Here is a 23,127-nt window from a genome sequence, read left to right on the forward strand (position 1 = left end):
GACACATGGGTGTTCCAAGCGATTTGGACCCCTTCCATGTTGCCAGCCAAGCACCGCACTGATTAGTACCTGCAAGCCTTGGCCTGCCGAGAGCGGCGGGCATAGAAAGCAACCGACCAAAAATCAAGGCATGAAAATGACCATTAGACGACTCACTGGAACCCTCGCGCTGTTGTTGGGCGTGACCCTGGCATTGCCAGGGCACGCAGCGCCGCGGCTGATCGCGGCGAACGCCGTGAAGGCCGGCAAGACCACCTTTTCCTTCTTCTACATCGACCCGGCCAAGGTCAGCCTGGCCACGGCCACCGCCCGCAGCACGCTGCAGACCCGTCTGAATGCTGCCGGCGAGGGCATCACCGCCTGCTTCCTGACCGCCGACCTGAACGCCAGCAATATCAACTGCGGCAATGGCCTTATGAATCTGGGTCCCGACTACTTCTCGTACCACAACATCACCCATCACCCGGTCCCGACTCTTCCCTGGACGGCCGCCGACGCCGACAGCGGCCTGGACAAGACCACGGTGGAGTACGGCGTAAATGCTCGTAGCGTCACGCTAGTGGGTCAACCGACCGAGAGTACACGCGTGTTCCAGGTCCGGTTCAACCGACGGGTTGCGCAATTCGGCTTCCATGTGGATCCCTACATACAGACCGACACCCCCGACCTGACCGAAGGCCGTCTGGTCGATGGGGTCCAGTTCGTCGTCAATGGCCAGGTCACGCCCGTCCATGATCTGACCCAGGAACTGCGCGGCAACACCCCCTTCGTCGGGGTCGAAGACCCCCACGGCTTTACCGAAGTGACGGTCATCGCGACCGGTGGCGGCTCCATCCAGGGCGATCGCTACACCGTCCTTCCGCTGAGCAATTTCTGAGGCATCGCATACCATGAACCTAAGGATGAACATCAGAGCCTTGCTGGCGGCTCCGCTAGCCTGCGCCCTGCCCTTCGGCGCGGCACTGGCCGCGCCCCAGTACACCATCACCGATCTCGGCACCTTCGGCGGCAAACTTAGCCAGGCCCCCCGGATCAACGAGGCCGGCGATGTCGCCGGTTTCTCGGCGAGCGCTGGCGCCACCGCGCTGAAGCCGCTGCTGTGGCAGGACGGCCTCGGCTTGCAGGAACTGCCGACCCTCGGCGGCACGCACGCCCAGGCCATCAATTTGAACGACGTCGGCCAGGTGGTCGGACTCTCGTTCCTGGCCGATGAGACCGCGACACGCGGGTTCGTCTGGCGCGCGGGCGCGGCCCCGCTGGCCCTGCCCACTTTGGGCGGCGGCACCGGCCGCGCCCTAGCGATCAACAACAGTGCGGTCGTGACCGGCGCTTCAGCGCAGGCCAATGGCAACGAACTGGGTTTTGTCTGGCAGGATCTGCCCGCCCCGGCGGTCGATACCTTCGCGACGCTGCGCACCTTCAATGCCACCGGCGTCCGCAGCCAGGGCAGCGACATCAACGAGGCCGGTCAGGTCGTCGGTTTTGCCGACAATGCCCCGCGAAGTTTTCATGCCGCATTATGGTCGCCGCCCTATACCGCGCTGCCGACCGACCTCGGCACGCTCGGCGGCACCCATAGCGAGGCCTATGCCATCAACGCCAACGGCCAGGTCACCGGCTACGCCAACATCACCGGCGACACCGGCCATCGCGCGTTTCTGTGGCGAGCCGGGCAGGGCATGACCGACCTGGGCCGCCTGACCACCACCAGCAATTTCAGCGAAGGCTACGACATCAACCTCGCCGGCGACGTGGTCGGCTACTCGACCACGGCTGGCGACGGCGCGCGCCGCGCGATCATCCGCAAGGCCGCCGCGACCGCGATGGCCGACCTGAACGGGCTGGTGCTGCCCAACACCGGATGGGTGCTGACCGAAGCCTACGGCATCAACGATATCGGGCAAATCGTCGGACTCGGCACGCTGACCCGGACCAACACCCTGGCCAACACTATCACGGTCGAACGCCATGCCTTCCTGCTGAACCCGGACACTACGCTACCGACGATCACGTGCCCGGCCAATGTGACCACCAACGGCACTCAGCCGGCGGGCCTCGGCACGGCGACCGCCATCGACAACCTGGACTCGGCACCGGTCATCACCAACAACCGCCCGGCGACCTTTCCGGCCGGGAAGAACACCGTGACCTGGGCAGCCACCGATGCCAACGGCAACCGCGCCACCTGCGCGCAGACCGTACAGATTGGCCAAGCAGACACCACGCCGCCGGTCGTCAACTACACGGTGTCGCCGGCCGCACCGAACGGTCTCGCCGGTTGGTACACGACCGCGGTCGCGGTCACCTGGCAGGTTTCCGACCCGGAGACGACGGTGACCAGTCCCGCCTGTGCGGCCGCAACGCTCACGGACGGGGCCGCGAAAACGGCCAGCTGTGCTGCGACCAGCACCGGCGGCACCACCAACCGCACGACAACGGCGGTCAAGATCGATACCGTGAAACCGGTGTTCACCGGCGTTCCGGCAGCGATGACCGTCAGTGCGACCGGCAGCACCGGCGCATTCGTGAGCTACACGGCACCGACCGCAACCGACGCGACCTCCGGCCTGGCCGGCACGGTGAGCTGTTTGCCGGCATCCGGAGCCAACTTCCCGATGGGCACGACGAACGTCACCTGTAGCGCCAGCGACAATGCGGGCAACGCGCAGACTGCCAGCTTTGCAGTCACGGTGGCCGATACGAGCGCGCCGGTAATCACCCCGGCCGTGACCGGCACGCTGGGCAGCAATGGCTGGTACCGCAGCGCCGTCAACGTCGCGTGGACCGTCACCGATGGCGAGTCGGCGATCACCTCGCCGGCGTGTACGGCAACCACGCTGGGGAACGGCACGGCTCTGACCGCGAGCTGCTCGGCGACCAGTGCCGGCGGTACGGCCACACGCACATCCACGCCCGTCAATGTTGATACCGTGGCACCGACACTCGCCGGCGTCCCCGCACCACTGAGCGTCGCCGCCACCAGCCCGGCCGGGTCGGTCGTGACCTACGCCAGCCCGACGGCCAGCGACACGGGTTCCGGGCTGGCCGGAGCGGCGAGCTGCGTCCCGCTGTCGGGTGCCACCTTCCCGGTCGGCACGACCACCGTCAACTGCGCTGCCACCGATAATGCCGGCAATCGCTCGACGGCCAGCTTCACCGTCCGCGTGGGCGACAACACGCCGCCCGTGATCACTCCGGTGATCAGCGGGACCCTGGGCGCCAACGGGTGGTACGTCGGAGCGGTCACGGTTTCGTGGACAGTAACGGATGCAGAATCAACCGCGTCCGCCTGCGCACCAGGCTCGACCAGCCTCAGCGGCCTCGGTCAAGCGTTCTCGTGTTCCTCGACCAGCGCTGGCGGTACGGCCACGACCAATGTATCGGTCAATGTCGACCTGCAGTCTCCCAGCTTCCTGAGCTGCCCGGCAACCGTCACGCTAACGCAGGGCCAAGCCTTGCCGCAGCCGGCGGCGAGCGACAATCTGGGGACACCGGTCGTAACCGGGGCACCGGCCAGTCTGCCGCTCGGCACGACCACGGTAAACTGGCGCGCAACGGACCAGGCCGGCTTGAGCGCCACCTGCGTACAGCAGGTAACGGTCAATGCCGCTGCGACCGAGACGATCGCCATTACCCAGGCCGTATGCACTCGGGTTTCCGCGACGCAGGGGCAGTGGACGGTTGCGGGCACGAGCTCGATGAGAACCAACAATACGGTCCAGCTCTACACGACGCCAACCGTACCCGCCAACCTTGCCAGCAACCGGCTGGGCACGCCGCGCACCGTGAGCACCAACGGCACCTGGCGTTATGCGACCTCTAACGGACCGGCATGCGTCACGCCGATCAGCCTGCGCACCTCGGCAACGGGGACGAGCCGGAACAACCTCACGGTCACCCTTCGGTAGCACCGTGTATCCAATCCGCGCTGCGTAGCGCACTGCAAAGCCCCGAGGCCGTAAGGTCCCGGGGCTTTTTCTTGAACGAAGACAAAGCAATCGCGGCGAGACGTTTCGATAGGCACAGCGATATATCCATATAGCAGCAGATCCCTCCCCAGCGGCACCTAAATGTCGTGAGACGATGCGGTGGCGTGGCAAGGAGCTCACGGCACAGGCACACTTTCACATCACCGAAGCGTGGGTTGATCGGTGTCCGTCACGCCGGCCCCAAGCATGCCTCCACGTTGCGGGGCCCGTCCTCTCCTCTCATCCTCTCACCGATCTCCCTCTCGGAGGGATAACGCTCGGCTCGACGACGGGGCCAATCAGAACTCATGTCGAGCGGATAGCGCGACATATCTGAACCGGCGCGGACCGTGCGAGGCCACTGATGGAAGGACCTTGGCGCTGTTAGCGACCATAGCTGACGAGGAGTCTCAGGTGCCGGCGCATGGCGCCAGAGAAAGCGCTTCCACCGGGGTTACGGACCGGCGACTTCGATTCCGATCGGAACTGGGCGGGCGGGGAGACGAGGACAAGGAAGGGTTGCCCCCCAATGGCGCGGGACGCCCCGCCAGGACACGGTGCCAGGGCAATCGCCTTGTTGCCGGCGGTCTCGGCGTAGATCACGACACGTTCGATGCCGTGCGAGCGGCAAGCGCCCTGTACTGTTCATGCTGGCCATCCTGTGAGCGGATGGCCGGTAGCCATAGATCCGCGATTATTCTGTCTCCCGCCGGGGAGCGTGGCGAGGCCGGCGGTAGCGGTGACTCTTTCCGGGCAAGCACAGAACATTCGTGCGATGACAACGCGCATGGCAGCCCGCAGCCGACTTCAGCGACCGCATCGCCTTGGGCTGCGGGCACGCCAATCCCGAGTGGATCGCCACGACCGAGGCCTTGATGCGGTCGCCCAGGGCAGGGCGTGGATCACCCCAGACCGTATCAGGCGGGCGTGCGCGGGGTGGGTAATGCCCGCGAGGAAGACCGGGGCTACCTGGGATTCGCTACGCGCTGGGCCCGGCAGACACTCGGTTCAGCGCGAGACGCAGCGTGCGCTCAATGATCCGGTGAGTTCCTGTAGGGATCGGGCGCTGGATCGCAGCGCTTGGGGAAGCCGAATCGGACCATGGATCAATGGTCTTTCACTGGGTATGGCACCGCGGGCTCGGCCAGCACGATGGCCGCGTCTTCGCGGAGGCGTGCGACCAGTGCGGCAAGCGGCTCCTCGTCGCCCGTTGTCGCTTCGAGTCTTACCGTGAACACGCCGAGTTGTGTCGGCCCGTCGATGATGCGCCCATTCACCGAGGCGAGGCTCTCAATGACGCGCTGCATATTGGTGGATGGCGCAAACACCACCCGCACATCCTTTCGTGCAGGGGAGTCGGCCGACTCGGGAAACCCCAGGGTACGAAATGCCCCGGTTTCCAGCCCGCCCCACGGCCGAAAGGTAACCAGCGCGACGAGCGCCGCTCCGGCCACCGAGGCCAGCGTGAGGCCGCGATGGTGAGGGTCCCCGTGGCCATGCAGCCAGACGAGCAACCGGGTGCCGAGTCCGGAACGTCGCGACCGTTTCGCGGGACCATTCGGGACCGATTCCGGCGGACATTCCCCCGCGGTGACTTAGCAATGCTCGTTCTGGTCGATCGTGCTCAGCAACCGCGCCAGGCCCGACTCCACGTCGAACGGCGCCGAATTTTCGTGCTGCCAGAGCGTCTGCACCTTCTGGAACTCGGCCAGGGCCTTGCGACATCCCGCGCACGAGGCAAGGTGGGATGACACCTTTCGGTGTTCGGACGGAGCCAGCGTGCCGTTTGCGTACCACGGCAGCAGTATGCTGGCCTCCTCATGACGGTCAACTTCAGGAACAGAGCTGTCGTTCTGACTCATGCTTCACCCCAGATTCAGTGCACATGGAGCGTTCGAACCAAGCAAGCATATCGTCACTCGGCGCGAACTTCATGGATGCGCGGGAGGCGCTTGCCTGAATCGGCAGCGTGCCAAAAAAGCATCTCCGCTACATCTTATGACTATAGGTTCCCCTGAAATCAGGAAAGGTTCAATCTGTCGCCAAGAAACCCACGGACTGCTTCGCTTTCGCCGCACCGCTCTGCCAACCTGCCGTGCCGCGGCCGAGGCGCGTCGGGCGCACGCTCGTACTCAGTAGCCTGCCGTCAGCGAAAACATGAACTTGGGATCCGGAAGCGGCAATTCGAACTCGTGGTGTTCAACGATGCTTGCCGGGGATGGCAGGTCGCTGGTCCACTTGCCATCAATGTATCGGAAATCGAAAGCGAGGTGGCTCCAGTACCAGGTCAGGCCGGCGTGCCAGTACGCTGAATCGTATTCGAGAACCTGTCTCGCGGCGTTGTACCCGGCCCCGGCCGAGAACTCCAGGGACTCCATGACCGGATAGCGGCCCGATACCTCGACGGTGGTGAACGGCGCGCCGCGATGATAGGCATTGTCGGCGTAGTAGACCCTGGCACTGGCCACATCGCGGTAATGCAGGGCCAAGCTGTAGTCGTTGTAGTCCGAGTAGCGGCCGAAGATGCGGTCGTTGAAGATGTACCGCGACACCATGAGCTCCGCGCGAAAGCTCTCGTCGATCTCGTGGCTGTAGCCGAGGTAGGGGTAAAACTCCAGGTCGGAGTGACCGGGAAAGTCCCCATCACCGAAGTCCACCCAGGACAGCCACGCACCGCCGAAAAAGCCGCTGTCGTGCTCATAATCGAGATTGCCCCTCAGCGTGGGCCGGTTATCGCTCTTCGAATAACCGCGGTAGAAGTAATTGGTCGTGAAGGTCGCCAGCGCGCCGAACTTCGATGCCGCAGCCAGCGACTGCAGCGAAAAGTCGTCGTCAGCCCGCAAGGAGACGGCGTACATTGTGCCGACCACGGCCACCACGACAGCCCGCCGGCGGGCCGTGACCGGGCATCCCGGAATACGCCGCCGGAGCGGCTCCAACGAAGGGAAGCCGGTGGACATCCTGCAGGACCCGGGATAGCTGTGAACGCAGGTGAATGCGAAAGCGGGAGCCCGAAGCTCCCGCATCACTTACCCTAGGGGCCTTCCGGTCAATGGCTGACCGCGACTTTGGCGCCCTTGGTCTGGCCGATCGCCGACAGAGTCTCGGTGAACCAGGGTGTATCGATGTCGAACGGCTTGCCGCCCTTGATGCGCGGAAACTCGATCGCGCGCAGCACATTGCCGTGGTCCTCGTCATGGCCCATCACGCCGGACTCGCGGCGGAACGCGCACTCGACGGCGAGATCGGCACAGGACTTGATCAACCGGATGTCCTCGACATTCGCAGCGGCAGCGCGCGCAAAGTAACCGGATTTCTGCACCAGCGTTTTCTCGGCGCCGATCATCGCGGCGAACTGCTCGCCAAACCATTTGCCCGGATTGACCGCATCCAGCTTGATGTGGCCGAAGGCATCGCGCGGCACTTCCTGACCCTTGGCCTGCATCTCGGCAACGATCGCTTCGACGCCGGCGCCTTCCGAAATGAAGATGTTGACGCAGTCGACCTTGTCCATGACGGCGCGCAAGCGGTCGGCCTCGGCCGCCAGATTGATTTCCATCTCCGGGATGAAGACCCCGTGCACTTCAAAGGCGGCACGATCGAGGCCGATGCCCGGCAACCATTCGGCGCGGTCGAGCAGCTTGCGATATTCGAGCGCGGTCGCCGCGGTCAGCCAGCCGCAGTTGCGGCCCATGACTTCGTGGACGATCAGCATGCGCGGATTGGAGTTGTTTTCCGCAACCACGTTCCAGAAGTAGCGGGCACCCTGCTCGGCCGCCGTCCAGGCGCCCAGCGACTGCTTGATCGGGAACACGTCGTTGTCGACGGTCTTCGGCAGGCCGATTACGGTCAGGCCGTAGTTGTTGCGTCCGAGAAAAGCGGCGAGGTCGGCCGCAGCGGTGTTGGTGTCGTCGCCGCCGATGGTGTGCAGCACGTCGACGCCGTCCTTGACCAGCTGATCGGCCGCGACCTTCTGCGGATCCTCGCCTTCCTTGACCAGGCCGCGCTTGATGCAGTCCTTGACGTTAGTTAGCTTGACGCGGCTGTTGCCGATCGGCGAGCCGCCGAAACGGTGCAACAGGCCGGCCTTTTCACGGATCTCCGGGGTCACTTTGTACGAATCGCCCAGCAACAAGCCCTTGTACCCGCCGCGATAGCAGATGATCTCGATCGACGGATCGATCTCGCTGTAACGCTCGATCAGGCTGCCGACAGCGGAGCTGAGGCACGGAGCCAGACCGCCGGCGGTCAGGATGGCGACTTTCTTGGGTTTGTTCATGGCAAGGTCTTCCGATTAAGGGGTTAAACGATAGAACGCCTTAAGGCGAAATGCCGGAGGGCCACACCGGGCCGTCGGAGCCGGACTTAGCCGCGTAGATTAACGGACAAAGCGCGTCGTGGCCATGCCGGACGCCGTTTCCGAGGCCAGGGAACGGAGGGCGGGCGCTGCGCCGATAGCCAACCGCATCGAAACAGCGCGTCGCCGCCAGCCCGGATGGGCTAGGCCGCCGAATCCGCCACTTCGCCTTCCGCGACGGGGGCGGCGTAGCCGCATTCCTTTTGCGGACAGACTTTTTCGGTGCCGCGGCGCTTGCCGGTCTTGATGGTCAGTATCGGCCAGCCGCATTGCGGGCAGGGCTCGGCGAGCGGCGGATTCCAGACGGCATAACTGCAGGTCGGATACGTCGAGCACGAATAGAACAACTTGCCGAATCGCGACTTGCGCGTATTCAGCGTACCCACCTTGCATTGCGGACATTGCACGCCGGTGTCGGCCGGCTTTTCGATCGGCTCGATGTGCTTGCATTTCGGGTAGGCGCTGCAACCGATGAATTTGCCGTAACGTCCGGACTTGACGATCAGCGCGGAATCACATTTAGGGCAGGTTCGGCCCTCGATGACCTCGGCGGCCGCGGGCCCGGTTTCCTCACCCTGCATGTTCCGCGTGTACTTGCAGGTCGGGTAGTTGTTGCAACCGATGAATCGGCCATTCCGGCCGAGCCGAATGGACAACTGGCCGCCGCATTCGGGACAGGCCTCGTCCAGCGACTCATGCGTCACATCCGCCCGACGCAGGTTCTCGTCCTTGTCCTCGATCAGGGCCTTGAACGGGTCCCAGAACTCCCGCATCAGCGGAACCCAGTTCTTTTCGCCGCGCGACACCGCGTCGAGGGCGTCCTCGAGATTGGCGGTGAAGTTGTAGTCGACGTACTGGGTGAAATGCTCGGTCAGGAACTTGTTGACGATGCGCCCGACGTCGGTCGGCGTGAAGCGCTTCGACTCCAGCGTCACGTAATGGCGCTGTTGCAAGGTCGAAATGATGGCGGCGTAAGTCGAGGGCCGGCCGATCCCGTACTCTTCCAGCGCCTTGACCAGACTCGCCTCGGTGTACCGCGGCGGTGGCTCGGTAAAGTGCTGCTCGTTGACGATGTCGGTCAGCGGCAAGGTCTGCCCGACCTTGAGGGCCGGCAGAAAATTCTCGTCCTCTTCACTGGGCGCGTCGTCCTTGCCTTCCAGGTATACGGCCATGAAGCCCGGATTGGTCACGGTCGAACCGGTGGCGCGAAAGGTGTTGCCTTCGCCGCAGGCGAAATCGACGGCCACCGTGTTGATCGTCGCATGGACCATCTGACAGGCGACGCTGCGCTTCCAGATCAGGCTGTACAGTTTGAACTGGTCGGGCGTCAGACGCGCCTTGACGGCTTCCGGCGTGCGGTAGACCGAGGTCGGGCGGATTGCCTCGTGGGCTTCCTGCGCGTTCTTGCTCTTGGTCTTGTAGATGCGTGGCTGATCGGGCACGTTGTCGGCGCCGTAGCGCTCGGCGATCAGTTTGCGGAACTCCTGGATCGCCTCGGCGGCGAGCGTGACCGAGTCGGTACGCATGTAGCTGATCAGGCCGACGCTTTCCCCGCCGAGGTCGATACCCTCGTAGAGTTGCTGCGCAACCGTCATGGTGCGCCGGGTAGTGAAACCGAGCTTGCGGGCTGCCTCCTGCTGCAGGGTCGAGGTCGTGAACGGCGCTGCCGGGTTACGCTTGCGCTCCCGCTCTTCGACCTTGGCGACCGTCAGGAAGCCCTGCGCCTGAGCCAGCAGATCGGTGCGTACGGCAGCGGCCTGCTCGGCATTGGTGATGCTGAATTGTTCCTGCTTCTCGCCACGGTAATGCGTGAGGCGCGCACCGAGAGGCTGCGCCTCGGCCAACAGCGCGGCCTCGATGGTCCAGTATTCCTGCGACTTGAACGCCTCGATCTCGAGTTCGCGCTCGACGATCATCCGCAAGGCCGGGCTCTGCACGCGGCCCGCCGACAAGCCGCGGCGGATTTTCTTCCACAACAGGGGGGAGAGCTTGAAACCGACCAGATAATCGAGCGCGCGGCGCGCCTGCTGCGCGTTGATGAGGTCGAGCGACAGCGCCTTCGGGTGCTCGATGGCCTCGGTGATCGCGCGCTTCGTGATCTCGTGGAATACCACCCGGTGCACCGGCTGATCCTTCAGCGCCTTCTTTTCCTTCAGAATTTCATAGAGATGCCAGGAGATCGCCTCACCCTCGCGATCCGGGTCGGTCGCGAGATACAGAGCGTCGGCCTTGGCCAGCGCCTTGACGATGGCCTGTACGTGTTTCTCGTTCTTCTCGATGAGGTCGTACTTCATCTTGAAGTCGTGATCCGTATCGACCGCGCCTTCCTTGGGCACGAGATCGCGGACATGACCGTACGACGCGAACACGCGGAAATCCTTGCCCAGGTATTTCTCGATGGTCCGCGCCTTGGCCGGCGATTCGACGATGACCAGATTCTGGTTCATGGAGCCTTAGGATGAAGTCCGAAAGATGGGGCGATTCACACACCGCGCCGTCGCCACCGCCTCAGGCGGCGGCAGGGTCAACTGCGCTGCGGACGGAGGACTGGCGACGCGGGGTCAGTGAAGATATTCCGGAACGGCGTCGTAGACCAGGTTTTCCATCCTGGCATAGGCCGCTTCCTCACTCGGCTGACTGAACAGGATCATCAGGACCACCCATTTCAGGTTCTCCAGAGTGATGGGGTCCTCGTGCAAGGCCATCAGCCGGTCGATGACCAACTCGCGGCTCGTGGACGTCAGGATCCCCGACTGTTCGAGAAACATCAAAAAGCCTCGGCATTCGGTATCGAGCCTCGACTTTTCCTGATGGGAGAAGACGCGGAACGACGGCGAGGAGAGCGATCGAATGGGCGGTTGCTCGGCCAATGACTCGAGCCACTCGAATGCCCTGCTCACTTCCTTCCCGGGAAATCCCGCCTCCAGCAACTCATCCCGAAGTGCATCCGGATCTGGCGAATGCTCTTCGTCTCCGTCCATGTAGTTTTGAAACAGATAGATCAGCACATCGAAGACGTTTTCTTTCATTCCGGGCCTCGAGCGGGGACGACCACGCGATGCGGGTCTCCCTACTCATCGTAGGTGATTCTGCAGTAACAGCCTGTCGGCGTTGACGCGACGTATCCCTTCAGCTCGAGATCTAGCAGCAGATAGGCCACTTCTTCGGCACTCATCCCGCTAGCTGTTACTAGAGTATCCACAGAGGTGGGTTCCCACGCAACATATTTCAACAGGAGTGCGGCCGCAGATTCGGGACGATCGGCAGCCGGACGAGAGCCGTCGGAGGGCTGCCATGCAACCGCAAAGCCCGCCAGTTCCTCCAGAATGTCGGCGACGTTTTCGACCAGTTTGGCGCCATCCTTGATCAACGCATGGCAGCCCCGCGCCATCGGATTGTGGATGGACCCGGGAATCGCGAACACCTCCCGCCCCTGCTCCAGGGCCGCCTTGGCCGTGATCAGCGAACCGGAGCGCAGGCTTGCCTCGACGACCAGCGTGCCGGTGCTCAGACCGCTGATGATGCGGTTCCGGCGCGGAAAGTGGGCCGGCAGCGGCGGCGTGCCGACCGGAAACTCGGACACTACCGCCCCTGCCTCGACCACTTCGGCCATCAGGTCGGCATGGCGCCGCGGATAGACCTGGTCCAGGCCGGTACCGACCACCGCGACGGTTCGCCCGCCGCCGTCGATCGCGCCGCGATGACTCGCGGCGTCGATGCCGAGCGCGAGTCCGCTGGTAACGGTAATGCCGCTGGCCGCCAGCGCCGCGGCAAACTCACGGGAAGTCCGCTGACCCGGCGGTGTCGGGTTCCGGCTACCGACGATGGCGACCTGCAGCGAGCCCAGCGCCGCAACGTCCCCGAGCACGAACAGCACGGGCGGCGGCGCCGGAATCTCCCGCAGCAACGGCGGATACCCGGGATCCGCCAAGGTCAGGATACTGCGCCCGGACTGCGCGGACAGCCAGGCGAGATCCCGCTCGACGCCGCCCCAGTCGGGCGCCTTCAGGTAATCGAGCAGCGGCGCCTTGAATCCAAGCCCGGCCAGCGCCGCCCGCGATTCCTGGAACAGGAAACGCGGACCGGCGTGAAGCTCCAGCAGTTGGCGCCACTGGCGCGCCCCAGACAGTGGCGCCCGCAACAGGGCGAGCCAGTAGCGCAGGCTGTTCGGATCGGTGTCGGACACCGTATCAACCGGGGGGCTGGATGATGTCGAGCACATGGACCGGTCGGGAAGCGCGCAGGATCAGCGCATAACTGACGCGTTCGAACACGCGAAAGACCAGCAGCGCACCGGCCGACTGTTCCGGAGCGAAGACCCGCGTCCCGAATCCGGCATAGGGATCGCGCAACTCGATACCGCGTTGCACGATCTCGAACACATGACCCGACTCGATACCGTCGCGCGCCCCCCGATCCAGCGTCACGACCTGGTACTGGCCGATCTGTGACACGCCATCGAGTACGCCGATGATATGGCCGCGCAGCGGCTTCTTGATGGCATGCGGGTGCACGTAAAGCCCGGTCTCGCCCGCATTGCGTGCCAGGATGCGATCGCCGATGACCGCCTCGCGCTGGTTCCGGAGCATCACCAGGGTTGCGGGATCGCCGGGGGCAACCAGGGTCGCATCCGCGACGAAGATCCCTTCATAGCCCAGGGTCTCGCCGGTATCACCCTCGGTCAGCGGCTGACCGACGCGGAACACGGTGAAATCCCGCGCCGGCGCCTGGGGCAGGCCGCGCACATAGATGCGATCCTGCGCACCGCCGGCGATCCGCCGGTCCGGCAACGCGACGATGAAGGGACCGGCGTCCTTTTCGTCCTCCGACAGGGGGCGGGGACTGCTCAGGAACGGGCGTATCGTTTCGATGAGAATCGTCGGAATCGCTCGGCGCGGAGCGCTCACCCTCACCTGCGGCTGCAGCCGGACCTCGGACGCCGCCGCAATGCGGAGTTCGGCTTCACCGTCGAACCGGGTCAGTTCGAGTACATCGCCCGGATAGATCAGATCAGGATCGGCCAGCGCGGGATTGCGCCGCCAGAGTTCGGGCCATTCCCAGGGATGCACCAGAAAGCGCGACGCAACGTCCCATACCGTGTCACCCTCGACGACCCGATACTGTGTCGGGGCCGAAGCCAGCAATTCAACCGATCGCGCGCTCGTCGATACACCGGCCGCCCCGAGCAGCGACACGCACAGAACCCACATCCGATGCCAGTTCATACCTTAACTCCCGGGCTTGCGACGGGTCTCGACTCTTTGTTTAAGTCATCCGGCCGGAACACGGGAATCCCGGGTCAGGCCGAAGTGCGGCCCGGACGGCAACTTTTCTTGATCGCCGCAGTCTTTGCGGTTAACGTTCGAGGTCAACTGCGTGTTCCGCTGCCTACCGCCCGACTGTTCCAGACACCAGACCAAAACCATGGCTATCCTGACCATTTTGGAGTTTCCCGACGAACGACTTCGCAAGAAGGCGTTGCCGGTCGACGTGTTCGATGAATCGCTTACCCGGCTCGTGGAAGACATGCTGGCCACGATGTATGCGGCGCCGGGAATCGGTCTGGCCGCCACACAGGTCAATGTACAGCAGCAGGTCATCGTAATCGACATCTCGGAAGAGAAGAATAGTCCGCTGATCTTGATCAATCCTGAGATCGTCGCGCGCACCGGTCAGGAGGAAATGGAAGAAGGCTGCCTGTCCGTCCCCGGCGTCTACGAGAAAGTGCAGCGTGCCGAACGGATCCGCGTACGGACCTCGGACGTCAGCGGCAGCATCACCGAGTTCGACGCCGATGGCCTGCTCGCGGTTTGCATCCAGCACGAGATCGATCATCTGGAGGGCCGGCTGTTCGTCGACCGCCTGTCGCCGCTGAAGCGGCAATTGGTCCGCAAACGCATCAGGAAGGAACAACGGCAGCGCGCGACGAAACCGCTGGCGGCCACCTCGGCCTCGCTGTAAGCCGCCGCGGCCCGATCCGGACTGGCCGAAACGTTCCAGGCCAGCGCCGGGCCGCTACCGCGATCAGGGATTCAATCGATGAAGATCATTTTTGCCGGGACGCCGGAATTCGCCGTCCCGTCCCTGGAGGCCTGCATCGCTTCCGGCCACGCGGTGTGCGCCGTGTATACCCAGCCCGACCGGCCCGCCGGCCGCGGGCGGAAGCTGACGCCCAGCCCGGTCAAGACGCTCGCGCTCGCGCATGGCCTCCCGGTGTTCCAGCCCGAATCCCTGCGACCCGCGGAGGCACAGGAAGCCCTCGCGGCGCTGGGCGCGGACCTGATGGTGGTTGCCGCATACGGCCTGATCCTGCCTACGCCCGTTCTGGCGACACCCCGCCTGGGCTGCATCAACGTGCATGCCTCGCTGTTGCCGCGCTGGCGCGGGGCCGCTCCGATCCAGCGCGCGATACTGGCCGGCGACGCGACGACCGGCGTCACGATCATGGTCATCGAACCCCGGCTGGACAGCGGCCCGATGCTGCTGAAGCGCAGTTGCTCGATCGAGCCGCTGGAGACCGCGGCCGAGCTCTACCCGCGACTGGCATGCCTCGGCGCCGAGGCGCTGTCCGCGGCACTGGCCACATTCGAAGCCGCGCCGCCGGTCCCGGAACCCCAGGACGAAGCGCTGGTTACCTATGCCGAGAAACTCAGCAAGCACGAGGCGCTGATCGACTGGCAGCAACCCGCGCTGACGCTCGAGCGCCAGGTGCGGGCGTTCAATCCCTGGCCGGTCGCCGAAACCCGGCTCCAAGGCCAGGTCTTGCGGATCTGGCGCGCCGAAGCACTGGGCGAACGACCCGACGCGGCCCCGGGCACGACGCTGACCGACCGCAAGACCTGGGATGTCGCAACCGGGGACGGCGTGCTGCGCCTGCTCGAAGTCCAGCTCGCCGGACGCCGACGCGTCCCCGGGCCGGATTTCCTGAATGCGGCGCCCGAGCCGGCGCCGCTCGGTACCTGACGCGGTTGAATACGCGCGCACTGGCGGCCGAAGTCACGCTGCGGGTTTTCGCCCACGGCGAATCGCTGTCCGCGGCCCTCGCCGAGCACCTGCCCAGGCTTCCGGATCCGAAAGACCGGGCCTTCGTCCAGGCCGTGTCCTACGGCGTTTGCCGCTGGTACGGCCAACTCGATTTCCTGCTGGAGCGGCTCGTCTCCAGACCGATCCGGGAACCCTATGTGCGCGCTTTGGCCCTGGCCGGACTGTTTCAACTCCGCCACATGCGGATCAAGCCCCACGCCGCGGTCGCCGAGACCGTTGCGGGAGCGCAGCGGCGGGCCGCTTGGGCCAAGCCGCTGCTGAATGCGGTGCTCCGCAATTACCTGCGGCAGCAAGCGGCGCTGGATGCGGCCGTCGCCGAGAACCTGCTCGCACGCACCGCGCATCCCCACTGGTTGATCGAGCGCCTGGAACGCGACTGGCCGCAGGACTGTGCCGAAATCCTGCGTCAAAACAACCTGCCGGCGCCGATGACGCTGAGGGCCGATCGGCGCCTCACGACCCGCGAGGACTACTGCGAGGCGTTGCGGAGCGCGGAGATCGGTTGCGAAGCGGGTTTGGCGGCTCCCGATGCCATCATCCTGGAAAGACCGGTCCCCGTCGAACGACTGCCGGGTTTTGCCGATGGCCGGGTATCGGTGCAGGACGAAGCGCCCCAGCTCGTCGCCGGCCTGATGGACCTGCAGCCCGGCCAGCGAGTGCTCGACGTCTGCGCGGCGCCCGGCGGCAAGACCGTGCACATGCTGGAAACCTGCCCGGGGCTGGCCGAGGTCGTCGCGCTCGATGTTTCGGCCGAGCGTGCGACGCTGATCCGGGAAAATCTGTCACGCAGCCGCTGCGAAGCGCGCGTCGTCGTTGCCGACGCCGAAACGAAACCTGCCTGGTGGGACGGCCAGGCATTCGACAGGATCCTGCTCGACGCACCGTGCACCGCCACCGGTGTGATCCGGCGCCATCCGGACATCAAGCTTCTCCGTAAGCCGGACGACGTGGCCCAAGCTGCCGCGCGGCAGCGCCGCATCCTGCAGCGCGTCTGGCCGATGCTCACCGTTGGCGGCCGTCTGCTGTATGCCACCTGCTCGGTGTTGCGGGAGGAGAACGAACAGAATGTCGCTGCCTTCCTGCAAGAACACACCGACGTGCGGGAACTCCCGCTGTCCGGGCTGAGCGATCGCCCGGTGATCCATGGAGCCCAGATCCTGCCGGGCGATCGCGGCATGGACGGGTTCTATTACGCCTGCCTCCTCAAGCTCGGTTGATGACATCCGCGCTCCGGCTCGCGGGATTCGTGCTGGGGTGCGCCTTGCTGAGCGGCCCGGCGCCCGCCGCGGAAAGCTTTGTGATCCGGAGCGCAGAACTGGTGCCGGTCGGGTCCGACTACGTTTTGAACGCCGACATCCACTACGCCTTCTCCGCCAGCGCACTCGAAGCGCTGGACAACAGCGTACCGCTGACGCTGGCCATGAATCTGCGCGTGGAGCGCGTGCGTCCGCACTGGTGGAATGAAACGATTCTGGACCGTCGCCACCAGCTCGAGATCCGCTATCACCCGCTGGGACAGCTGTTCCAGCTGAACGTCGACGATAGAGGCAACCGGCAGAGTTTCACGACCCTGGCATCACTGCTGGACGCCATGGGCTCGATCCGTCGTCTCCCGGTCATCGCCACCGACCGGATTCTGGCCGGCGAGCGTTACGTGGCCGAACTGTCGGTCCGTCTGGACATCGAGACATTACCGCTGCCACTCCGTCCGACGGCCTACCTGTCACCGAGCTGGTACCTCAGTAGCCCGACATACCGATGGTCTTTCGCAAAATCCGACTGAAGCCCCCGCTGAGCCTGATCGTCGTCGTGCTGTTTGGCGCGATACTCGCGTCGCTGCACCTGATGAGCAACGCGACCCAGGACTCGTCGCAGCTCGGCGAGATCTACTCGAAGCTGCTGCTGATCAATACGCTCGGCTCGATCCTGCTGCTGGCGCTCGTCGTGGCGAATGTCGTCTGGCTGGTCAAGCAGTTGCGGCGGCGCGCGGCGGGTTCGGCGCTGACCGCACGGATGGTGTTCCTGTTCCTGCTGCTGACGCTGACGCCGGCATCGATCGTCTTCTACTACTCGATGATGTTCCTGCAACGCAGCATCGACAGCTGGTTCGACGTGCGCATCGACCAGGCCATGGACGATGCACTGAAACTGGGGCAGGCCGCCGTCGACGAGCGCATCCGCGCCATTGCCAAGCAGACCGAACAGGGTGCCAAGCAACTGGAGCACGCCCCCTTGCCGGAGATGGCACTGCTGCTCGACGAGATCCGCAGCAGCGAGGAGAGCGACCTGACGATCTTCTCGAAACAGGGCCGCATCATCGCCTCGAGCAGCCCTCAGCCCAGCCTGATGATTCCCGACCTGCCCGACGCCGTCGTACTGCTCCAGGTCAAGCCCGGCAAGACCTTCACCGCGCTGGAGCCGGGGCCTGACGGACACCTTCAGGTGCGGGCACTCGCCCTGCTGGCCGACGATTCCGCTTACTACCTGCAGGCCGTGCACCCTCTTCCGCTGCGCCTGTCGCAACTGGCCGAGACGGTCGAGTCGGCCTACATCCAGATCAAGGAACTGGGGTTCCTGCGCAATTCGCTCAAGCGGAGTTTTTCGCTGACCTTGTCGCTGGTACTGCTGCTGAGTCTGCTCGCCGCGATCTGGGTGGCCTTCATCAGCATCCGCCGTCTCGTCGCGCCGGTCCGTCATCTCGCGCAAGGCACGCGCGCGGTGGCCGAAGGGCGTTACGAACAGCGCCTGCCGGTCAAACAGCGCGACGAACTCGGTTTCCTGGTGGAATCGTTCAACAGCATGACGGCCTCGCTGTCCCAGGCCCGCGACGAAGCGCACCGCTCGCGCATGGAGGTCGAACGGCAGCGCGCCTATCTGGAAACCGTCTTGGCAAATCTGTCGTCCGGGGTCATGAGCTTCGATGCACGCCTGCGCATCCTGACCGCCAATCACGCGACCGATTCGATACTGCACGCCACGCTGAGCCGTTCCGTCGGCCTGTCGATGGGCTCGATCGAGCGTCACCACCCGCATCTGGCCGACCTGCTGCGGGTGATCGAGAAGCACCTGCAAGCCACCCGCAGCGGGGTCTGGCAAGTCGAGGTCAGCCTGCCGGGACCGCAGGGAGCGCAGGAACTGCTGTGCCGGGGCACGCAGCTGTTCAGCCCGGATGGGGCCTGGCAGGGCGCGGTCGTCGTACTCGACGACGTGACTGCCCTGATCCAGGCACAGCGGCAAGCCGCCTGGAGCGAGGTGGCCCGGCGCCTGGCGCACGAGATCAAGAATCCGCTGACGCCGATCCAGTTGTCCGCCGAACGGCTGAAACTGAAGCTCGGTCCCACGCTCGGCGAAGCGGAAGCGGCATTTCTCGAACGTTCGACACGCACTATCGTGCAACAGGTGGAGGCCATGAAGACGATGGTGAATGCCTTCGCGGAGTACGCCCGACCGGCCGTCGCCCAGATCCAGCGTGTCGAGCTGAATGCACTGATCGAAGAGGTCGTTGCACTGTATCCGCCGCAGAGTGGTTTAGAATTTCATCTTGAACTGGAATCGCGGCTCCCGGCAACGCTCGCTGACCCGGGACGCATCCGGCAGGTGCTGCACAATTTGATCAAGAATGCACAGGAAGCCAGTTCCGGGAAGCCCGGTCTGATCACGATCGCCACCCGCAGCGTGGAGGGCGACGGCAACCGTTATGCGGAACTGCTGATCGGCGACAACGGCCCGGGTATACCGCCGGATCAGGCCGACCGCATTTTTGAACCGTATGTCACTACGAAATCGAAGGGAACCGGTTTGGGTCTAGCCATAGTCAAGAAGATCATCGAAGAGCATGGCGGCCAGATCCGGCTCGAAAGCGCCGAAGCCGGCGGTGCCGCCTTCCTGATTCGGCTGCCCTCCGCCGCTCCCGCTCCGCCCCATCCACCGCGCTCTGCCCTTGAGGCCCGCCATGATTAAATCGAAGATTCTGATCGTCGACGACGAACCGGATATCCGTCAGTTGCTATCGGAAATCCTCGAAGACGAGGGTTATCTCGTCAGCATCGCGGAGAGCGGCAGCGAGGCGCGCAAGCGACTCAACGAACAGCGCCCGGATCTGATCCTGCTCGACATCTGGATGCCTGACGAGGACGGCATCAGCCTGCTGAAGGACTGGCTTAAGAATGGCTACCTCGACTGCCCGGTCATCATGATGTCGGGGCATGCGACGATCGAGACCGCGGTCGAGGCCACGCGCCTGGGTGCGCACGATTTCCTCGAGAAGCCGCTGTCCATGGCAAAACTGCTCGTGACGGTGGAGCGGGCACTGGAGGCCGCGCGGCTGCGCAAGGAAAACATCGGCCTGAAGCGACGCGTCGAACCGGTCCTGGAACCGATCGGCAAGAGCGCCGCGATGGAACGCTTGAGGGAGCAGATCAAGAAACTGGCGCAGCACGATGCGCGGGTCTTGTTGGTCGGGGAGCCCGGCAGCGGCAAGGAAACCTTTGCCCGGTATCTCCACCAGATGAGTCCACGGCGCGAAGGGCCCTTCATCGATGTCGGCGTGGGTGCCTTCGCCCCGGATCATTCGGCCGTCGAGTTCTTCGGGCGGGAATCCGGCGGGCATATCCACCGCGGCTTGCTGGAACAGGCGCACGGCGGCTCGCTGTTCCTCGACGAAGTGGCCGACATGGATGGCGACACCCAGTTGCGGCTTCTGAGCGCACTCGAATCGCGCGCATTTTCGCGCATCGGCGGGAGCGACCCGATCAACGTCGACGTGCGCGTGATCGCCTCGACGCGGAAAATGCTTGAGGAAGAGGTGCGGAATGGCGTGTTCCGGCGCGACCTGCTGTATCAGTTGAATGTGGTCACGCTGAAGATCCCGCCGCTGCGGGAGCACACCGAGGATATCCCGGAACTGCTGAGCTGGTATGTCGACTACTTTGTCAGCCGCGAAAAGATTCCCTTTCGGCGCTTTCCGGTGGCGGTGCAGAACTTCCTGCGCAACTACCCCTGGCCCGGCAACATCCGGGAACTCAAGAATCTGGTGCAGCGGCTCATGATCCTCGGGGCAGGCGAGGAAGTCTCTCTCGACGAAGTCCGCTCTGCGCTGGGCGAATCCCTGAACGTCGCCAACATCCAGGGGCAACCGGACTTTTTCGGACTGCCGCTCAAGGAGGCACGCGACAAATTCGAGAAGGCCTATCTGGAATACCATCTCGAGAAATACAGCGGCAATGTAGCGCGCCTGTCTCAGGCGATCGGTCTCGAACGGACGCATCTGTACCGTAAACTGAACTCGCTCGGCGTCAACTTCAAGGATCGGCGATGACCCGGCATCCGGCACCTTGCCAGGGGCCGCTGGCCTTCATCACTCATTCATGAAAATCATAATCTTGGGTGCCGGCCAGGTCGGCACCAGCGTGCTCGCCAGCCTGGCCAGCGAACGCAACGACATTACGGTGGTCGACACCCAGTCGCATCTGCTGCGCGATCTCCAGGACCGCTACGACATCGGCATCGTCCAGGGCAATGCCGCGCATCCGACGGTGCTCAAACGCGCGGGCGGCGAGGAAACCGACATGCTGATCGCCGTCACCAGCGACGACGAAACCAACATGCTCGCCTGCCAGATCGCCGACGCGCTGTTCAAGATCCCGAAGAAGATCGCGCGCGTCCGTGCCATCGAGTACCTGAGCTATCCGGAGCTGTTCGCCGGCGACGCGATCCCCATCGACGTTGTCATCAGTCCCGAAAAGATCATCACGGAGTTCATCGAACGTCTTCTGGAATATCCCGGCGCGTCCCAAATTCTCGATTTCGCCGACGGCAAGGTGCGCCTCGGCTCGGTGCGGGCCCTGCGCGGTGGGCCATTGGTGGGGCGCGAAATCCGCGAGCTGCACCAGCATATGCCGAACGTGCATGCGCGGATCACGGCCATCTTCCGCCAAGGAAAGCCGATCATTCCCAACGGACGCGTCACGATCGAAGTCAATGACGAGGTGTTCTTCATCGCATCGAGCGAAGAGATCAAGGACGTCATGAGCGAACTGCGCGAATTGGAGAAGCCTTACAAGCGACTGATGTTCGCCGGCGGCGGTCATATCGGAAAGCGCGTGGCGCTGGCGCTGGAGAACGACTATCAGGTCAAGGTCATCGAGAAGGATCCCAAACGCGCGAAGAAGATCGCCAGCGAGCTGACCAACACCGTGGTACTGCTGGGTGACGCGTCGGACAAGGAGTTGCTCCTCAGTGAGAACATCGAGAATACCGATGTCTTCTGCGCGATCACAAACGACGACGAGGCGAACATCCTGTCCGCGATGCTGGCCAAGCGGCTGGGGGCGCGGCGGGTGATCGCGCTGATCAACAAGACGGCGTATGCCGACATCATCGATTCGCAACTGGTCGATCTGGTGATCTCGCCGCAGCAATCGACGATCGGCGCCCTGCTGCGCCACATTCGGCGCTGCGATGCGGCCCGGGTCTACTCGCTGCGCCATGGCGCAGCGGAAGCGATCGAAGCCATCGCCCACGGCACACCGGGCATCTCCAAGGTCGTCGGCATCCCGATTGACCGGATCAAGATCCCGCCCGGCGTCGTGATGGGCGCACTGGTGCGCGGGGATGAAGTCATCCAGGTGCATCACGACACCGTGATACAGGATGGCGACCACGTCATCATCTTCCTGCTCGACAAGAAGCTCATCCCGGTCATCGAACAGCTGTTCCAGGTCGACGATCTTTCGGCTCAGGCCCGGACTGCGTGAGCGAAGCGCTGCTCGACGCGTGGAACGAGCGCTACCGGGCACGAGGGGGCTCCCCTTCGGAAGCCTGCCGCGTGTTGGTGGACAATGCGCATTTGCTCCCGCCTGGCGGTGAGGCGCTCGATCTGGCCTGCGGGACCGGGGGCAACGCGCTGTTCCTCGCGCGACGCGGTCTGACGGTGTATGCCTGGGACCTTGCACTGAATGCGGTGAACGCATTGCGCAGCGCAGCCAGGCTCGAGGCGTCGGCGATCCATGCCCAGGCCTGCGATATCGATACGGTGGCCTGGTCAGCTGACCGCTTCGACGTCATCGTGGTCTCCCGTTATCTGGACCGGGCGCTGGCGCCGCACTTGTGCGACAGCCTCCGGCCTGGCGGGCTGCTGTTCTACCAGACCTTCACGGCGGCCAAGCTGGACGCAGCCGGACCGCGGAACCCGGCTTTCCTGCTGGACGACAACGAACTGTTGGCGCTGTTCGGGAGTCTGAAAGTGCGGTATTACCGGGAGGACAGTCGCTGCGGAGACCTGGCGGTCGGGCTCCGCAACGAAGCCTATTTCGTTGGACAAAAGGCGGCGGCGGACCGTGCCGCGCCTGCGGAGGATGCATGACCACGATTCGTTCCCTGAATCCCGGAAGCGCCTGGCGACAGATTCAGGCCGAAGCCGGCAGTGTTTTGATCGACGTTCGTGACCCGGTGGAATTCGCCTTTGTGGGTCACCCTGTGGGTGCGGTCAATGTTCCGTGGAAAATGGCGCCCGACTGGCGCCCCAATCCTCAGTTCATCGAGCGCGTGCGCCAACTGGGCGGCGCGGATACGCCCCTGTTCCTGCTGTGCCGCAGCGGTCAGCGCTCGCTGGACGCCGCGAAGGCACTGGCCGAGTCGGGCTACCGCAACCTGACCAATATCGAGGAAGGCTTCGAAGGTCCGCTGGATGCCAACGGACACCGGGGTACACTGGGAGGCTGGCGCTGTGCCGGCCTGCCCTGGGAGCAGAGCTGAGCC

19 protein-coding genes are annotated in these 23,127 nt (G+C 64.3%); 11 read left to right on the top strand and 8 right to left on the bottom strand.

Features of this window, described 5'->3' with window-relative positions; translation table 11 throughout:
- The first annotated feature begins 136 nt into the window (after positions 1 to 136).
- Both BWR02_RS05805 and BWR02_RS05810 read left to right on the top strand, forming a co-directional pair.
- Positions 137 to 877 (top strand): hypothetical protein, encoded by a 741-nt coding sequence (locus BWR02_RS05805; protein ID WP_139556809.1) that lies wholly within the window; start codon positions 137 to 139, stop codon positions 875 to 877.
- A gap of 25 nt (positions 878 to 902) precedes the next feature.
- Positions 903 to 3,908 carry an HYR domain-containing protein gene (locus tag BWR02_RS05810; RefSeq protein WP_162560041.1) on the top strand — a complete coding sequence of 1,002 codons (3,006 nt, stop codon included), beginning with the start codon at positions 903 to 905 and terminating at the stop codon, positions 3,906 to 3,908.
- A 1,166-nt stretch (positions 3,909 to 5,074) separates the two neighbouring features.
- Here the strand turns inward: BWR02_RS05810 and BWR02_RS05815 are convergent.
- The 8 genes from BWR02_RS05815 to BWR02_RS05850 all read right to left on the bottom strand — a co-directional run bounded on the left by BWR02_RS05815 (position 5,075) and on the right by BWR02_RS05850 (position 13,550).
- Complete coding sequence (locus tag BWR02_RS05815; RefSeq protein ID WP_139556811.1) at positions 5,075 to 5,482, bottom strand: hypothetical protein; 408 nt, start codon at positions 5,480 to 5,482, stop codon at positions 5,075 to 5,077.
- A gap of 81 nt (positions 5,483 to 5,563) precedes the next feature.
- Positions 5,564 to 5,830: a zf-HC2 domain-containing protein gene (locus tag BWR02_RS05820; protein ID WP_139556812.1), complete on the bottom strand. Its 267-nt coding sequence runs from the start codon at positions 5,828 to 5,830 to the stop codon at positions 5,564 to 5,566.
- 270 nt (positions 5,831 to 6,100) lie between these two features.
- Positions 6,101 to 6,928: a TorF family putative porin gene (locus BWR02_RS05825; protein ID WP_162560042.1), complete on the bottom strand. Its 828-nt coding sequence runs from the start codon at positions 6,926 to 6,928 to the stop codon at positions 6,101 to 6,103.
- Positions 6,929 to 7,017: 89 nt separating this feature from the next.
- The gene (locus BWR02_RS05830) at positions 7,018 to 8,247 is read right to left on the bottom strand and encodes a pyrophosphate--fructose-6-phosphate 1-phosphotransferase (RefSeq protein WP_139556814.1); all 1,230 of its coding nucleotides are present in this window, start codon (positions 8,245 to 8,247) and stop codon (positions 7,018 to 7,020) included.
- A 221-nt stretch (positions 8,248 to 8,468) separates the two neighbouring features.
- Entirely contained in the window at positions 8,469 to 10,772 is a 2,304-nt protein-coding gene (topA, locus tag BWR02_RS05835) for a type I DNA topoisomerase (protein WP_139556815.1), read from the bottom strand.
- Between the two features lie 114 nt (positions 10,773 to 10,886).
- Positions 10,887 to 11,354: a Smg family protein gene (locus BWR02_RS05840; protein WP_129884975.1), complete on the bottom strand. Its 468-nt coding sequence runs from the start codon at positions 11,352 to 11,354 to the stop codon at positions 10,887 to 10,889.
- Positions 11,355 to 11,395: 41 nt separating this feature from the next.
- On the bottom strand, positions 11,396 to 12,511 hold the full coding sequence (gene dprA, locus BWR02_RS05845) for a DNA-processing protein DprA (RefSeq protein ID WP_236101963.1): 1,116 nt from the start codon (positions 12,509 to 12,511) through the stop codon (positions 11,396 to 11,398).
- A gap of 4 nt (positions 12,512 to 12,515) precedes the next feature.
- Positions 12,516 to 13,550, bottom strand: a complete 1,035-nt coding sequence (locus tag BWR02_RS05850; RefSeq protein WP_139556817.1) for a LysM peptidoglycan-binding domain-containing protein — start codon at positions 13,548 to 13,550, stop codon at positions 12,516 to 12,518.
- Positions 13,551 to 13,749: 199 nt separating this feature from the next.
- Here BWR02_RS05850 and def point away from each other — a divergent pair, with 199 nt between their 5' ends.
- The 9 genes from def to BWR02_RS05895 all read left to right on the top strand — a co-directional run bounded on the left by def (position 13,750) and on the right by BWR02_RS05895 (position 23,124).
- The gene (gene def, locus BWR02_RS05855) at positions 13,750 to 14,286 is read left to right on the top strand and encodes a peptide deformylase (protein ID WP_139556818.1); all 537 of its coding nucleotides are present in this window, start codon (positions 13,750 to 13,752) and stop codon (positions 14,284 to 14,286) included.
- Between the two features lie 78 nt (positions 14,287 to 14,364).
- Complete coding sequence (gene fmt / locus BWR02_RS05860) at positions 14,365 to 15,288, top strand: methionyl-tRNA formyltransferase (protein ID WP_139556819.1); 924 nt, start codon at positions 14,365 to 14,367, stop codon at positions 15,286 to 15,288.
- A 5-nt stretch (positions 15,289 to 15,293) separates the two neighbouring features.
- Positions 15,294 to 16,586, top strand: coding sequence for a 16S rRNA (cytosine(967)-C(5))-methyltransferase RsmB (rsmB, locus tag BWR02_RS05865; RefSeq protein WP_139556820.1), 1,293 nt, complete (start codon positions 15,294 to 15,296; stop codon positions 16,584 to 16,586).
- Positions 16,586 to 17,152, top strand: coding sequence for a DUF4390 domain-containing protein (locus tag BWR02_RS05870; RefSeq protein ID WP_139556821.1), 567 nt, complete (start codon positions 16,586 to 16,588; stop codon positions 17,150 to 17,152). Before rsmB ends, BWR02_RS05870 begins: the two co-directional genes overlap by 1 nt.
- Complete coding sequence (locus BWR02_RS05875) at positions 17,128 to 19,329, top strand: sensor histidine kinase (protein WP_139556822.1); 2,202 nt, start codon at positions 17,128 to 17,130, stop codon at positions 19,327 to 19,329. The genes BWR02_RS05870 and BWR02_RS05875 overlap by 25 nt, the downstream gene beginning before the upstream one ends.
- Positions 19,322 to 20,686: a sigma-54-dependent transcriptional regulator gene (locus tag BWR02_RS05880; protein ID WP_139556823.1), complete on the top strand. Its 1,365-nt coding sequence runs from the start codon at positions 19,322 to 19,324 to the stop codon at positions 20,684 to 20,686. The genes BWR02_RS05875 and BWR02_RS05880 overlap by 8 nt, the downstream gene beginning before the upstream one ends.
- 49 nt (positions 20,687 to 20,735) lie before the next feature.
- On the top strand, positions 20,736 to 22,124 hold the full coding sequence (trkA, locus tag BWR02_RS05885) for a Trk system potassium transporter TrkA (protein WP_139556824.1): 1,389 nt from the start codon (positions 20,736 to 20,738) through the stop codon (positions 22,122 to 22,124).
- On the top strand, positions 22,121 to 22,732 hold the full coding sequence (locus BWR02_RS05890) for a class I SAM-dependent methyltransferase (RefSeq protein ID WP_139556825.1): 612 nt from the start codon (positions 22,121 to 22,123) through the stop codon (positions 22,730 to 22,732). The genes trkA and BWR02_RS05890 overlap by 4 nt, the downstream gene beginning before the upstream one ends.
- Positions 22,729 to 23,124 carry a rhodanese-like domain-containing protein gene (locus tag BWR02_RS05895; protein ID WP_139556826.1) on the top strand — a complete coding sequence of 132 codons (396 nt, stop codon included), beginning with the start codon at positions 22,729 to 22,731 and terminating at the stop codon, positions 23,122 to 23,124. Before BWR02_RS05890 ends, BWR02_RS05895 begins: the two co-directional genes overlap by 4 nt.
- Positions 23,125 to 23,127: the final 3 nt, after the last annotated feature.

The sequence above is a fragment of the Methylotetracoccus oryzae genome (assembly GCF_006175985.1).
In the GTDB taxonomy this organism is placed as follows: Bacteria; Pseudomonadota; Gammaproteobacteria; order Methylococcales; family Methylococcaceae; genus Methylotetracoccus; species Methylotetracoccus oryzae.

Coding starts and splice junctions, on each gene's coding strand:
- BWR02_RS05810 (WP_162560041.1), top strand. CDS start 903: ATGAACATCAGAGCCTTGCTGGCGGCTCCGCTAGCCTGCGCCCTGCCC.
- BWR02_RS05825 (WP_162560042.1), bottom strand. CDS start 6,928: ATGTCCACCGGCTTCCCTTCGTTGGAGCCGCTCCGGCGGCGTATTCCG.
- BWR02_RS05805 (WP_139556809.1), top strand. CDS start 137: ATGACCATTAGACGACTCACTGGAACCCTCGCGCTGTTGTTGGGCGTG.
- BWR02_RS05895 (WP_139556826.1), top strand. CDS start 22,729: ATGACCACGATTCGTTCCCTGAATCCCGGAAGCGCCTGGCGACAGATT.
- BWR02_RS05850 (WP_139556817.1), bottom strand. CDS start 13,550: ATGAACTGGCATCGGATGTGGGTTCTGTGCGTGTCGCTGCTCGGGGCG.
- BWR02_RS05820 (WP_139556812.1), bottom strand. CDS start 5,830: ATGAGTCAGAACGACAGCTCTGTTCCTGAAGTTGACCGTCATGAGGAG.
- def (WP_139556818.1), top strand. CDS start 13,750: ATGGCTATCCTGACCATTTTGGAGTTTCCCGACGAACGACTTCGCAAG.
- BWR02_RS05830 (WP_139556814.1), bottom strand. CDS start 8,247: ATGAACAAACCCAAGAAAGTCGCCATCCTGACCGCCGGCGGTCTGGCT.
- BWR02_RS05875 (WP_139556822.1), top strand. CDS start 17,128: ATGGTCTTTCGCAAAATCCGACTGAAGCCCCCGCTGAGCCTGATCGTC.
- BWR02_RS05880 (WP_139556823.1), top strand. CDS start 19,322: ATGATTAAATCGAAGATTCTGATCGTCGACGACGAACCGGATATCCGT.
- BWR02_RS05840 (WP_129884975.1), bottom strand. CDS start 11,354: ATGAAAGAAAACGTCTTCGATGTGCTGATCTATCTGTTTCAAAACTAC.
- fmt (WP_139556819.1), top strand. CDS start 14,365: ATGAAGATCATTTTTGCCGGGACGCCGGAATTCGCCGTCCCGTCCCTG.
- topA (WP_139556815.1), bottom strand. CDS start 10,772: ATGAACCAGAATCTGGTCATCGTCGAATCGCCGGCCAAGGCGCGGACC.
- trkA (WP_139556824.1), top strand. CDS start 20,736: ATGAAAATCATAATCTTGGGTGCCGGCCAGGTCGGCACCAGCGTGCTC.
- BWR02_RS05870 (WP_139556821.1), top strand. CDS start 16,586: ATGACATCCGCGCTCCGGCTCGCGGGATTCGTGCTGGGGTGCGCCTTG.